This is a genomic window from Ensifer sp. YR511 (assembly GCF_900103045.1).
GTDB classification, from domain to species: Bacteria; Pseudomonadota; Alphaproteobacteria; order Rhizobiales; family Rhizobiaceae; genus Ensifer; species Ensifer adhaerens.
Window position 1 is genome coordinate 92,956 of sequence record NZ_FNGR01000006.1, and the last position, 13,150, is coordinate 106,105.

Annotated in this window: 15 protein-coding genes; 2 read left to right on the top strand and 13 right to left on the bottom strand. The window is 61.8% G+C overall.

The genetic code is table 11. The annotated features are described in order from the left end of the window. Positions 1-22: 22 nt before the first annotated feature. The 3 genes from BLU15_RS13440 to BLU15_RS13450 all read right to left on the bottom strand — a co-directional run bounded on the left by BLU15_RS13440 (position 23) and on the right by BLU15_RS13450 (position 2,146). Complete coding sequence (locus BLU15_RS13440) at positions 23-799, bottom strand: SDR family oxidoreductase (protein ID WP_034799561.1); 777 nt, start codon at positions 797-799, stop codon at positions 23-25. A gap of 21 nt (positions 800-820) precedes the next feature. Next, positions 821-1,684, bottom strand: a complete 864-nt coding sequence (locus tag BLU15_RS13445; protein WP_034799558.1) for a MurR/RpiR family transcriptional regulator — start codon at positions 1,682-1,684, stop codon at positions 821-823. A gap of 72 nt (positions 1,685-1,756) precedes the next feature. After that, entirely contained in the window at positions 1,757-2,146 is a 390-nt protein-coding gene (locus tag BLU15_RS13450; protein WP_034799761.1) for a RidA family protein, read from the bottom strand. 114 nt (positions 2,147-2,260) lie between these two features. Here BLU15_RS13450 and BLU15_RS13455 point away from each other — a divergent pair, with 114 nt between their 5' ends. Beyond that, positions 2,261-2,758 carry a hypothetical protein gene (locus BLU15_RS13455; RefSeq protein ID WP_034799555.1) on the top strand — a complete coding sequence of 166 codons (498 nt, stop codon included), beginning with the start codon at positions 2,261-2,263 and terminating at the stop codon, positions 2,756-2,758. 122 nt (positions 2,759-2,880) lie between these two features. Beyond that, complete coding sequence (locus BLU15_RS13460; RefSeq protein WP_090295895.1) at positions 2,881-4,356, top strand: M81 family metallopeptidase; 1,476 nt, start codon at positions 2,881-2,883, stop codon at positions 4,354-4,356. 35 nt (positions 4,357-4,391) lie between these two features. Here the strand turns inward: BLU15_RS13460 and BLU15_RS13465 are convergent, their stop codons facing one another. The 10 genes from BLU15_RS13465 to BLU15_RS13510 form a co-directional block, all read right to left on the bottom strand. Continuing rightward, positions 4,392-4,745, bottom strand: coding sequence for a DUF1801 domain-containing protein (locus tag BLU15_RS13465; RefSeq protein WP_200949900.1), 354 nt, complete (start codon positions 4,743-4,745; stop codon positions 4,392-4,394). Beyond that, complete coding sequence (locus BLU15_RS13470) at positions 4,745-5,149, bottom strand: VOC family protein (RefSeq protein ID WP_060518242.1); 405 nt, start codon at positions 5,147-5,149, stop codon at positions 4,745-4,747. Before BLU15_RS13470 ends, BLU15_RS13465 begins: the two co-directional genes overlap by 1 nt. Positions 5,150-5,204: 55 nt before the next feature. After that, complete coding sequence (locus BLU15_RS13475) at positions 5,205-5,600, bottom strand: VOC family protein (protein WP_060518244.1); 396 nt, start codon at positions 5,598-5,600, stop codon at positions 5,205-5,207. 126 nt (positions 5,601-5,726) lie between these two features. Then, positions 5,727-6,503, bottom strand: coding sequence for a helix-turn-helix transcriptional regulator (locus BLU15_RS13480; RefSeq protein ID WP_090295898.1), 777 nt, complete (start codon positions 6,501-6,503; stop codon positions 5,727-5,729). Between the two features lie 152 nt (positions 6,504-6,655). Next, positions 6,656-7,789 carry an ABC transporter ATP-binding protein gene (locus BLU15_RS13485; RefSeq protein ID WP_034799536.1) on the bottom strand — a complete coding sequence of 378 codons (1,134 nt, stop codon included), beginning with the start codon at positions 7,787-7,789 and terminating at the stop codon, positions 6,656-6,658. A 95-nt stretch (positions 7,790-7,884) separates the two neighbouring features. Next, positions 7,885-9,114 (bottom strand): ABC transporter substrate-binding protein, encoded by a 1,230-nt coding sequence (locus BLU15_RS13490; RefSeq protein WP_034799533.1) that lies wholly within the window; start codon positions 9,112-9,114, stop codon positions 7,885-7,887. A 38-nt stretch (positions 9,115-9,152) separates the two neighbouring features. Further along, positions 9,153-10,010, bottom strand: coding sequence for a carbohydrate ABC transporter permease (locus BLU15_RS13495; RefSeq protein WP_034799530.1), 858 nt, complete (start codon positions 10,008-10,010; stop codon positions 9,153-9,155). Then, positions 10,007-10,891 carry a carbohydrate ABC transporter permease gene (locus tag BLU15_RS13500; RefSeq protein WP_034799524.1) on the bottom strand — a complete coding sequence of 295 codons (885 nt, stop codon included), beginning with the start codon at positions 10,889-10,891 and terminating at the stop codon, positions 10,007-10,009. Before BLU15_RS13500 ends, BLU15_RS13495 begins: the two co-directional genes overlap by 4 nt. A gap of 13 nt (positions 10,892-10,904) precedes the next feature. After that, positions 10,905-12,062, bottom strand: coding sequence for a Gfo/Idh/MocA family protein (locus BLU15_RS13505; RefSeq protein ID WP_034799520.1), 1,158 nt, complete (start codon positions 12,060-12,062; stop codon positions 10,905-10,907). A 241-nt stretch (positions 12,063-12,303) separates the two neighbouring features. Beyond that, positions 12,304-13,116, bottom strand: coding sequence for a pirin family protein (locus BLU15_RS13510; protein WP_090295900.1), 813 nt, complete (start codon positions 13,114-13,116; stop codon positions 12,304-12,306). Between the last annotated feature and the right edge of the window lie 34 nt (positions 13,117-13,150).

The window sequence follows — 13,150 nt, forward strand, 5'->3', positions numbered from 1 at the left end:
TCTTCCTCCAGAATGCTCTATGTCAGTAGTGGTTTGATTGCGAGAACGTGCGGGCCAACTCAGCCTGTCCGGCGGTCAGGCCGCAATCGACAGGCAGGCAGACGCCCGAAATGGCGGCCGCGAGCGGGCCTGCGAGAAAATGCACGGCATTGGCGACGTCATCCGGATTGACGATGCGCTGCAGCGGATACCAGCGGCGCGCCTCTTCGAAGACATCCGGGTTCGATGCCGCCCTCGCCTCCCAGGCCTGGGTGCGAACCGTGCCGGGTGCCACCGCATTCGAGCGGATGCCGAACTTGCCGTATTCGACCGCAATCAGCCGGGTCAGGTGCAGGAGCCCGGCCTTGGCGGCGCTATAGGCCGGATGGCCGAAGACGTTCATGCCGTTGACCGAGGCGATGTTGACGACCGAGCCGTGGGTCTCTTTCAGCATGTCCTCGACGGCGCGAAAAGTGAGGAAGGCCGCCTCGAGGTTCAGCGCATTGTCCATGCGCCAGATCTCCGGCGTCGTGTCGTGCAGGCTGACGGCACGGGCAGCACCAGCATTGTTGACGAGGGTGCGGACAGCGCCCTTCTCTGCGGCCTTCGCTGCCATCGCCGCCACGCTTTCGGCATTGGTGACGTCACAGGCGACTGCGACGAAGCGCTTGCCGTCGCCAAGCGCCCGCGCTGCCTTTTCGGCGGCCTCCGCATCGATGTCGACGAGCAGAACCACGTCATGGTCGTCGGCAAGCTTGCGGGCGATAGCACGGCCGATATCGCCGGCGGCGCCGGTGACGATCGCGAGAGATTGCGTCATGCGTTGACCTTTCGCGGCACGTCAGTCTCCGAGCAACTGGCGGTCGTCACCGTCGCGGTGGGTCACCAGCTGCTGTTTGATGCGCCGAAGTGTGGCTGTCGCCTGCGGCTGAACCCGATAAGCGACGAGACTGGAGAGGATGTCGAGCAGCGCCAGATAGGCGATGCGGGTGGAGGTGGGGCGGTAGATATTGTTGCCCTCCGGCAGATCGACCGGAACGGTGATGCTGGCAGCGGTGGCCACCGGGCTGCCGCTCTGCGTCAGCGCGATGGTCGGCACTTTCAGTTCGCGCGCAAGCGTGAAGGCGCGCACGAGTTCGGCGTTGCGGCCGGAAAAGGAGGAGCCGATCAGCACGTCCGTCGGCCGGGCCGCCGCCGTCATCATCAACTGCATGCTGTGATCCGAGCTCGATGTGATGCGCAGGCCGAAACGAAAGAGCCGGTTTTGAAGCTCGCCGGCGATCATCGACGAATTGCCGCCGGAACCAAAGGCGTAGATCATTTCCGCTGAGGCAATCCGCTCGACCGCCTGCTCGATCGCGGCGAGATCGAGCGAGCGATGCAGAAGAAACAGCGCGTTCTGCGACTTGGTGATGATGTCCTGGGCGACATCGCCGGTCTCCCGGCTCTTCGGCTCGGGCTTCAGGTAGCGCATGCCGATATAGGCGGTCCGCGCGAGCTGCACCTTGAAGTCGGAGAAGCTGTCACAACCCAACCGCCGACAGAAGCGGGTGACGGTCGGCGGCGAAACGTCCGCCTTGCTCGCGAGCTCGATGATGGAGGCGTTTACCGCGAACTCGAAATCGTTCAGGAGAATATCGGCGATGCGGTTTTCCGACTGGGAAAGCCGCCCCTTTTCTTCCTGCAATGTCGCGAAGATGTCCATCGCCCGCTTATGCCTTGCTTCGGATCACGAGTGAGAGCGGGATGCGGGCAGAAAACCGCTCCCGCTCCAGGATCAGCCTTCTTTCGGCTTATAGGCGACGCAGTCGATCTCGACCTTGCAATCGACCATCATCGACGACTGGACGCAGGCCCGCGCCGGCGGATGAGCACCGAAATACTCCTGGTAGATCTTGTTGAATGTCCAGAAATCCCTGGGATCGTCGAGCCAGACGCCGCAACGAACCACATGCTCCGGACCGTAGCCGGCTTCCGTCAGGATGGCCATCACATTGGCGATCGTCTTGTGGGTCTGGGGGATGATCCCGCCCTCGATGATCTCGCCGTTTTCCATGGCAACCTGACCAGAGACATAGAGCCAGCCGTCCGCCTCGACAGCGCGCGCGAAGGGCAAAGGTTTGCCGCCAGCGCCGACCTGTTCCGCACCATAGCGCTTGATCGTCATCATGAGCCTTCTTGCAAATTATTTTCTTTGATCGTTGACAAGTGACCATAGAAAGCCGAATTTGGCTAGCGAAAAACGCCATTCATGAAAAGAATTTCAATCCAGGGCGCGAATATGCGGGATCCTTTTCTCAATCCATTCCCCTCTTCCGATGCTGCACGCCACTCGATCTGGGAGATGCTGGTCTCCCGCGACATCACTGCCTTTCTGGCAGCCGACTGGTCGATGGTTGCAGACGATTTCGTCGGGGAGAGCTTCATCGGCATCGACGGCCGCCGCGAAACCAATCCGGACAATTGGCGGCTGACCTTCCCGTCGCTGGCCGCCTATCGCGAAGAGTGGCTGCGCCAGGCGCAGGATTTCGCGACACAGAGCTTCGCCGAAGACCCGCGCACGGCGATCTTCACCACGACGACGCTCGAGGACATCGAGATCAACGGTGACCAGGCGTTGGCGCGCAAGAAGTTCGATGGCAGCCTGAAGAAGACGGACGGCAGCGTCGACATCCTGAAATGGCAGACGGTCTATTACTGCCGTCTGCACGAAGGACGCTGGAAGATTGCCGGCTTTACCGGCTACCTGCCGAACCCGATGGGCGCGGCTTCCGCGTAGTTTCCTGGATCGCCATGCATCCGGGAAAAATCATGCGCCAGACTTAGAGCCCGCAGCGACCTTAGCACATCCGGCCGGATGAGCGGCGCTGCAGGCGTGACGCAATAGAAAAGGCAACGGCATTGCGGATCTTCACAGCGGCGCTTGCGACCGAGACCAATACCTTCTCCCCGATCTGCATCGACCGCCGGGCCTTCGAAGCCTCGCTCTACGCCCCGCCGGGAGAACACCCGCAGACGCCGACGCTTTGCACGGCGCCGATCACCGTCGGGCGGCGCGTCTGCGCTGAGAAGGGCTGGGAACTGATCGAGGGAACCGCGACCTGGGCGGACCCGGCTGGCCTCGTCAACCGCGAGACCTATGAGGGCCTGCGCGACGAGATCCTCGGCCAGTTGCGCGCCGCCATGCCCGTCGATGCCGTGGTGCTCGGCCTGCACGGCGCCATGGTCGCCGACGGCTACGAAGACCCCGAAGGCGACCTGCTGACGCGCGTCCGTGCGATCGTCGGTCCCGATATCCTCGTCTGCGCCGAGCTTGATCCCCACAGCCACCTGACGGCCAACCGCGCCGCCGCATCGAACTTCTTCGTCTACTTCAAGGAATTCCCGCACACCGACTTCGTCGACCGCGCGGAGGACCTCTGGAAGATCGCTGTCGACACGCTCGAAGGCCGCATCACGCCCGTCATGTCGATCTTCGACTGTCGGATGATCGACGTCTACCCGACATCTCGCGATCCGATGCGCTCCTTCGTCGACAAGCTGATGCGGATCGAGAAGGAAGACGCAGACGTGCTTTCGCTCTCCGTGATCCACGGCTTCATGGCCGGCGACGTCCCGGAAATGGGATCGAAGCTGCTCGCCGTCACCGACGGCAAGCCGGAGAAAGGCGCGAGCCTCGCACGGGAATTGGGTCTGGAACTCTTCTCCCACCGCGGCACCTTCATCATGCCGCAGATCGACGAGAGGCAGGCGGTGGATGAGGCACTCGCAGCAACCAAAGGTCCCGTCGTCATCGCCGATGTCTGGGACAACCCGGGCGGTGGTACGGCCGGCGACGCGACAGTTCTGCTCGAAGAACTGCTGGCTCGCGGCGCAACCGACGTTGCGGTCGGCACGATCTGGGACCCGATGGCGGTGCAGATCTGCATGGCGGCCGGCGAAGGCGCCGACATCCCCTTGCGCTTCGGCGCCAAGTCGGCACCGGGAACCGGCAATCCGGTCGATGGCACGGTCAAGGTGGTCAAGCTGGTGCGCGACGCCGAGATGCGCTTCGGCGAGAGCTTCGCCCCCTTCGGCGATGCGGCCCACATTCGCTTCAAAGGCATCGACATCATCCTCAACTCGACCCGCGCGCAGAGCTTCGATCCAAGCCTGTTTTCGGTGATGGGCATCGACCCGACAAGCAAGAAGATCCTGGTCATCAAGTCGACCAACCACTTCTACGCCTCGTTCTCCAAGATCGCGTCCGAAATCCTCTATTGTTCGGCCGGCACGCCTTACCCGAACAATCCCGCCAAGACCGACTACAAGCGCGCGCCGAAGAACATCTGGCCGAAGGTCGACAACCCGCACGGAACCGAGAAGGGCGCGGCCTGAGGTTTGCGGCACCGTCGCCGGGCGCAACCGACCCTTCAGCGATCGGCAGCCTCGCGAGCCATCTTGATGTATAGCGCGACTTGTTTCTCATCTATATCCGCCGGGCCCAGGAGCTTGATGTGGCGGCGAAGCTTGCCTGAACCCTCCAGGACGGCATGTGGATCGGGCAAAGCGGCGCCCCGGCTAAACTCCAGCGTCACGTGTTGGGCGTAGGAAAAGACGCCGCAGAAGCTGTCCTTGGACGAAAACAGGATGCCGCCATACTTCACCTCTTCGGTGACTGCGGGGCCCGAGGCGAGCGCGATCTCCCGTAGTCGGGTGACGATCACGAACTGATCGCCGCGATGAAGCTCGATCTCCCGCAGAAGGGTCTGGATCCGGTCATCCATCATGCCGCACCCGAAGCGATGACAAACGGCTTGAACTCCGGCGCGGGTTCGCGATTCGAGTAAATATAGAGCAGGACACCGTTCGGATCCTTTACGGCGAAGCCACGATCTCCCCATGGGTGATCCTCGATCGGCAACGCCGGGGCAAGGCCTGCTGCCCTGATCCGGCTATACTCGCCGTCGACGTCTGCGACGCAGAAATTGTAGGTGAGGCCTTCGGTGTTGCACACAGGCTGCCCCTGTTGCGGTTCCATGAACTGGAGGGACAGGCCTTGGCCGAGTTCCAGGCTGATGTACCAGCTGCAGTCAAACGTCAGCCGTGCGGCGAAATATGTCTGATAGAAGTCTCGCGACGCGCCGATCTGGTTGGTCGTGATGCAGGGCGAGGCAGTGGTCGGGCGCACAGGCGGGCTCCTCCTGAGTCATGGCGTTCGTGGGTTGCGTGGTCGGGCCGGGCGGCTAAGCGGGCGTGGCGGAACAGAGTTCGACAAGGCAGCCGTTGAGATCGCGAACATAGCCCACCACTTGCCCCCACGGCTTTTCTTCCGGCGGCTTCACCGGCGATGCTCCGGCCGAAACAGCCTTTTCATAGGCCTGGTGCGGCGCCGAGCAGACCAGCGCGATTTCGAACCCGGCGGCAAGATCGCTCCTGCGGTTCGCGCGAACAGCAAAACCATTCAGCTCCGCCATGGTTTCGCTGGCAAAGGCCAGAGCCGTCTCACCCGTCTCCATCTCCGCATAGAGGCTGCTTTCGTGTACGAACCTGCGCTTCAGACCAAAGGCAGCCTCATAAAACGAGACCGTTGCCGGCACATCGGGAACATAGAGGATTGTGTATCCGAAACGGACGGCCATGGTTCGTCTCCAAGGGTTGCTCGCCGCCGAAGTCGGCAACGCGCTAAGCGCGCTACCCGAAGCAGCGCGAACGGTTACGGGCGATCATCATTCATTGCCAGGCTCTGATCTTGAACAATTCGGACATCAGTCCGAGATCGTCACCAGTGTGACTTCGGGCAAGCGCGCCGGCGAGAACCCGCCCAGCCGCCGGAAGACCCGGGTCATGTGGGATTGGTCGGCGAAACCGGCTTCGAACGCGGCATCCGCAGGACTGAGATGGTGATCCCGCAACAGCCGCAAGGCGCGATGGAACTGGATGATGGCGGCAAACGCCTTCGGCGTGAGCCCAGTTGCGCGAAGGAGAACGCGTCTGGCGGTGCGCTCGGAGACACCGTGCATCGCGGCAAGCTCGGCGATGCGCAGCCGCCCGCCCGAGGCGTTCAGCGCGCTTATGATGTTGCGGCCGAGCGGCGCCACTTCAAAGTCGCTCTCGGCATCACGCTTGCGGACAAACCGCACCAGGCGGCCGGCAAGCTCCTGCTGGTCCGATGCCGGCACGCAAAGGGCGGCCATGTCGGGCCATTGACCCAGAGCCGCTGCGCCGATCAGGGCGTCACCGTGCAACCGGATCGGCTCCAGGCCCAGAATTTTCTGGAAATGGCCAGGTCGCAGGCGCACGCCGACGAAGGCGGCGCCGGGTTCCAGCGGAACATCGTAATAGCCCGTGGTTGGACCGGTCACGATCGGCGTCAGCTCGCGGAGTGGCAGGGCGTTCAGCGCAAATCGGAGGATGATGTCGCATCGCCCATCCGGCAGGACCCGGTAGCTGCCCTCGTTGCGACTGACAGACGCCCAGACGACTTCGATCCCGGCATTGGCGTCGGCCAGATGGGGAAGTTCCGTATAGCGGCCAAGCGTCATGATGCTCTATCCAAGTGCGCTTGATCGCCTTTGAATAGAGGGCGTCGGCGACCGGCAATCCTTACAGGTAGAGCTGCCGGATATCCAGCCACAACGGCCAAACACTGGCCGCGCCCTGATTGGCCGCGACCATGATCCTGGCTTCGACGACGTCAGGCAGCCGCGGGGTCGAGCACGCCCATATCGATGTCGGTCAACTCGACGCGACGTTCGAGCGCGAGGCCAGCCTCGTCGAACAGGTGGCAATCGACTGCCTTGATGCCTGTCTGGATGGTCTCCTCCGGTCGCACAGCTGCTGTTCCCGGCAGCATGGCACAGAAGTTCTCGCCCTCACCACCGATAGCCGCATAGGCGACCGTATGGGCGCCGAGCCGTTCGATGACCGTTGGCGTCACCTTGAGGGTCAGGTCGCCGGACCCGAGCATGATGTGCTCCGGCCGCACGCCAAGCGTCAGCGTGCGCCCGGCAAGGCCGCTTTGCGGGGTGACGGGGATGACCGCCGTCTGCCCCTTGTAGTCGACCTCGACGCCGGCATCGCTGACGCCCTTGCAGGTGACCGGCAGGAAGTTCATCTTCGGGTTGCCGATGAAGCCGGCAACGAAGGTGTTGGCAGGCTTGTGGTAGAGCTCCAGCGGCGCGCCCGTCTGGGCAATCTCACCGGCATTGAGAACGACGATCCGGTCCGCCATCGTCATCGCCTCGACCTGGTCGTGCGTGACGTAGATCATCGTTGCTTTCAGTTGCCGGTGCAGTTTCGCCAGTTCGATGCGCATGTCGGCCCGAAGGGCCGCATCGAGGTTTGAGAGCGGCTCGTCAAAGAGGAAGATCTTCGGCTCGCGCACGATCGCCCGCCCGATCGCGACACGTTGGCGCTGGCCGCCCGAAAGCATGCCCGGCTTCTGCTGCAGCCGCTGGTCCAGGTGCAGGATGCGCGCGGCATGCTCCACCTTGGCTTTCAATTTCTCCTCGGCCATCTTTTCCACGCGAAGCGGAAAGGCGATGTTCTCGAAGACCGACATGTGCGGATAGAGCGCGTAGGACTGGAAGACCATGGCGATCCCGCGCTTGACCGGCGGCAGATCGTTGACGCGCTTGTTCTCGATCAGGATGTCCCCCGAGCTGGTCTCGTCGAGACCAGCGATCATCCTGAGCAAGGTCGACTTGCCGCAACCGGAGGGCCCGACGAAAACGACGAACTCACCGTTCCTGACTTCGAGATCGATGCTTTTCAGCACCTCGAACGTCCCGTAGAATTTCTGAACCCGATTGAGATTGAGCTGTCCCAAGAAACTGTCTCCGGCCACCGGCGAGAAGCGGCTCATTTATAGCAGAGTTAGGTGGGGCCGCGAACCGATCTTGTCGGCGCGCGGCCCCGGTGGCCTTACTTGTACTCTTCGAGGCTGGAAGCCGCCTTCTTCAAGGCGTCGGCCGGCTCGGCCTTGCCGGTCACGACCGACTGAACCATCTCGATGATGACGTTCTGGAAGCCCTTGTAGTCGGTAAAGAGCGGCTCGGGACCACCATAGGTGATGCCGTCGATGAACGGCTTCCAATAGGGATCCTTCTTGACGAACTCATCGACCATCGGCGACGGACGCAGCGGCGTCAGGCCGGCGCCGCCCTGAAGCTCGTATTCGCCCTGCGGTCCTGGCGAGGTGATGAACTTGGCGAATTCGATCGCCTTCTCCTCAACGCCCGAGCCCTTGAAGATCGCCAGGCTGTCGGTGATGAGCAGCGTGCCCTCGCCCTTTGCTTCCGGGCCGAGCGGCAGCGGTGCTACGCCCCAGTTGACCTTGGTTTCCTTCAGGCGCGTTGCGGCACCCGAGCCCGCCTGGATCATGCCGACCTTGCCGTCAAGGAAGATGGCGCGGATTTCGTTCTGTTCGTAGGCGGTGGCGCCTTCAACAGAGAAAGGCGTGATGTCCTTGTAGGCCTGCAGCGCTGCGAGCACCTGCGGGCTGTCGATGACGATCTTGTCGCCGTCGATGACCTTGCCGTTGTTGGTGTACACCCAGTGCATGAACTGGTGCATGGTGTTGTCGAAGGTCTTGGCCGGCAGGCCGTAACCGGCAATGCCGGTCTTTTCCTTGATCGTCTTGGCGAATTCGATCTCTTCAGCCCAGGTTTTCGGCGGCGTTTCCGGATCGAGGCCGGCCTGCTTGAACAGGTCCTTGTTCCAGTAGAGCGCCTTGGTCGAGAAGGCGATCGGAACGCCCCACTGGTTGTCGTCGAAGGTCACGGTATCGACGATGTTGGGGTAGTAAGTCTTCTTTTCGTCGTCCGTCATCGGCACGGGAACGATAAGGTCGTTCTGTGCAAATTCCTTCAGCGTGCGCGACCCGACATAGGCCATGGCGACCGGTGTGCCGGCGGCGGCAAGGGTCGTTGCCTTGTCCTGGCACTGGGCCCAGCCGACGACTTCAGGCGTTACCTTCCAGCCCGGGTTCTTCTCTTCCCACTGCTTGATGTACTTCTGGTGGACCGCATCCATGGTGTCGCCGCAGTAGATCCAGCTGATCTCCTGGTCGGCCGCCTTGGCGGTCACGGCGCCCAGCGCGGTCGAGCCGAGCAGGGCAAGGGCGAGCACCCCCGTCTTGAATTGAATAGACACGTTTTTATGCTCCCGTTCTCTGGTGGTTGACTTAAGTCTTATTGTTTCACCGCGCCCGCGGTGAGCCCGCTGACGAGATAGCGTTGCAAGAGGAAGATCACGACGACGGCCGGCGCGATGCCGACGAAGCTTGCCGCCATCAGTTCGTTCCAGACCACCTCCTGGCGTCCGAAATAGGCAAACAGCCCGACGGGAAGCGGCATGTATTCGCTCTTGGAATTGAAGGTCAGCGCGTAGATGAACTGCTGGGCATAGGCACCGATGAAGGTGGTGATCGCCACCACGGTGATGCCGGGCATGGCGATCGGCAGGATCACCCGGCGCAGCGTATAGAAGTGGCTGGCGCCGTCGACGAAGGCGGCCTCGTCCAGTTCACGCGGGATGCGCATCATGTAGGTGCGCAACAGCCAGATCGCCGACGGGATCAGGAAGGCAACGCCCGGCACGATCATGGCCAGATAAGTGTTGAGGACGCCGAAGGTGCGCATCAGCCGGAAGAGCGGGATCAGCAGCACCGCGCCCGAAAACATGTTGACGGCAAGGAATGCCCCCAAAAGCACGCCGGCGCCACGGAAGTTGAAGCGGGCGAAGGCATAGGCAGCGGGTATGACCAGCACCAGCACGATGGCCGTGACGATGGTGGAGATGAAGAAGGAATTGAAGATGTAGCGGGCAAAGCCCGGCACGCTCTCCCACATCGTAAAGTAGGCGGCGAACGAGCCGTTTTCCGGCCAGAAGCGATAGGGTGACGAGAACAGCAGCCCGAGCGGCTTCAGCGACACCAGAAAGCCCTCGACGAAGGGCGCCAGGATAAAGCACAGGAACACGAAGATACCGGCATAGATTCCGACAAGCTCGTACCAGCGGTAGCGATTGATCAGGGCAGGCTGGCTCATTTCTGTTCCCCCTGAGAAAGGCGGCTCGTCACCCGGAAATAGGCAAAGCAGAAGATCGACAGGAAGATGCAGATCAGCACGGCGCGCGCTGCCCCTTCGCCATACTTCTTCGACCCGATCGCGGTGCGATAGGTGTCGATGATCATCGTCGTCGTCTCACCGTTGGGTCCACCCTGGGTGAGGATCCAGATGATATCGAACGAGTTGAAGGTCGCGATCAGCGACAGCATCGACATGGTGATCAGCGACGGCACGAGCAGAGGCAACGTGATGCGGCGGAAGCGATAGAAACGCCCTGCCCCATCGGTCCACGCGGCCTCATAGAGATCCTGCGGGATCGCCTGCATGGCTGCCAGCATATAGAGCGTCACTAGCGGCACGCCGATCCACACGTCCGTGATGATCGTCGCCCAGAAGGCAGTCTCTCCGCGGGCGAGGAAGGCGATCGGCCCGTTCGACAACCCCATGTTCTGCAACACGCCGGAGATCATCCCGAACTGGCCGTTGTACATCCAGCCCCACATGAAGATGCCGATGGCCATCGGCACGATCCATGGCGGCATGGTGAGCAGGCGGAAAAGCGCCCGGCCGGGCACGGCCGCGTTCAGCATCGTTGCGCCGAAAACGCCGATGATCATCTTGATCGACACCGAAAAAAACGTCCAGATGAAGGTCCGGAAGATGACCTCGGCGAAGGTCTCGTTGAAGATCTTGTCATAGTTGGTCCAGCCGACCCAATTGGTCGTCTTCTTCAGCGACGCGTCCGTAAACGACAGGATGAAGGTGTCGACCAGCGGATAGGCGACGATCACCGTGACGTAAAGAACAGCAGGAAGAAGCAGGATCCAGGCGAAGATGACTGTGCTGCGTTGAACACTCATCCGTCGCCTCCCCTTACGCCGCGCGGGAATGCAGGGCTTCGTCGAAACGGTCCCATATGGGCCGGAGGTCTATGACGCTCTTCTTGCGCCGAGCCTCGTCCATGGAGAGCGCCAGAATGCCGGCTTCCAGCGCATCGCGCGTCGAAACCGGCAGAGGTCGGCCGTCGCGGACGTGGCCGATGATGTCGGTTGCCATCTGCTCGTCGGCACCATAGTGCTGCGACAGTTCGGTGGCCTTGTACTTGTTCTCGATGACCTTCTTGCCGGTCAGCATCTCGTGCACGTCGAAGTAACCGCGGATGAAATCGCCCTCGGCCATGCCGCGCGAGCCCATGATGCAGAAGCGGCGGAACTGATCCGGCACGTTGAGATTGGTGTGGAAGTTCATGCCGACGCCGTTGGCGTATTCGACGATCGCCACCTGGTAGTCGATGATGTCGCCGTCGCTGTCGAAGACCTTGTCGGACCCCATCCAGCCGCTCGGCTTGCGATGGAAGAGTTCGAGGTCGTTGATGCCTTCGCGGGCCGGGTCGTTGGCAGGGATGAAGCTCTTGCGGCCGCCGAAGCTTGCGACGCGTTCCGGCCGGGCTCCGACGACGCCATTGTAGAGGTCGAGGTCGTGGCAGCATTTCTCCAGCATAAAGCTGCCGGAATAGCGCTCGTAGCGGCGCCAGTCGCGCATGAAGAAGGCGCCATGGTAGGGCTCGATGTGCTCGGAAGCCTCGATCGAGACCACCTGCCCTAGCTTGCCTTCGGCAAGCGCCTGGCGGAGGTCGCGGTACATCGGCGCGTAGCGCAGCACGAGACCGACCATCAGCCGCTCATGGCCAAACTTCGCCATCAGCGCTGCGAGTTCCAGGCTTTCCTGGATCGTGGTGACGATCGGTTTTTCGCTGAAGACCTTCAGGCCGGCTTCAAGGCCGATCCGGATGTGGTCGAGGTGCATGTGGTTGGGCGAGCCGATCATCAGGAGATCGAGCTTCTCGTTGGCGATCAGTTCTTCGGGCGTCGCGTAGGCCTTGCCAGGCGAGATGCCTTTTTCGGTGAGCGTGGCCAGACCGGCCGGGTTCGGATCGACGTATCCGGCGATTTCGAAGCTCTCGTCCATGGCCTTGAAGACATAGCCGAGATAACCCAAACGGAATCCGAGTCCGATGATGCCAACTTTCATGCTCGTCCTGTTCCCCTGCCTTTTGGCGTAATTTATTTTCGCAGACTGGGACAGTTTTTTCAGGCCGTCAACTCAAATCCGCATATTTTGTAAAATTGTGAAATTCATTTTCATATCTCAGGCAAATGCCGACAAAGCAGGCATTCTACAGACAACCAAGAAGGGTGCACGCATCGCAACTCTACGGCAGGAGGAAAGCGGTCCAGACCACTGCACGTTGCGTGAGGGGTCGCTGATCCACTTAGCTCCTCCGTCGGAGACGATCGCGCAAGCGTAGCAGTGTCAGCAAGGTCCGCGCCAGAACGGGTGACGGGATCTTGGGATGATCGCCGACCGTCCCCTTGCGCGCTAACGGCGCCCGCGGATCGATCAGGAACGCGACGATCAGCGCGTTGCCGATGCCGACGAGGTCCAATGGTCCGTCCGACTGGTGGAGCCCCTGATCTCCCTCGTCAAACCGGACGCCCCCGACTTCCACCGAACCGGAGAACACATAGAAGTAAAGGTGCCTCCCCTCCTTCCGGGGAAACGCCACCTTTGCCGTCGCCTCGAGCCTGAGATCGAAGAAATCGATGGCGTTGCGGAAGTAGAATGGCGCTCCCTCCCCCTCGGCCCCAACGAGATGCCGCCAGCAATTGAGGGGCGCCGGCTCGATCGGACCGTACTGAATGTTTGGCGGGAGATCGACGCTATGGGGGCGCACGAGAATTTGCAGCATGCGCAGCGGAGGATCACCAGACAAGGTTTCCTCCGAATGCCAGAAGCTTTGCCCGGCGTTCATCACCATCAGATGCGCGCGATCGGTGACCAGTCTGCCGGTCGCCCGGTCGTCGTGGCGCATGACCCCTTCCGGCACCCATGACAGGATCTCGTCGTTCCTGTGCTCGTGCATGGCGACCAGCCTGCCAGGATCCAATATCGTTTCAGCGACCATCGCGAGCGGTCCGTAGCCATGATCGCGCGGCCATGGCAACAGCCAGCCGGGCATGTTGAGCCTGACCTTGAATCCACCCATGTCCCTGACAACAGGACTTTTGGCGCCGCGGTAGAGCATCGGCCATCCTAACACGGGTGACCGCAGTTTGCTG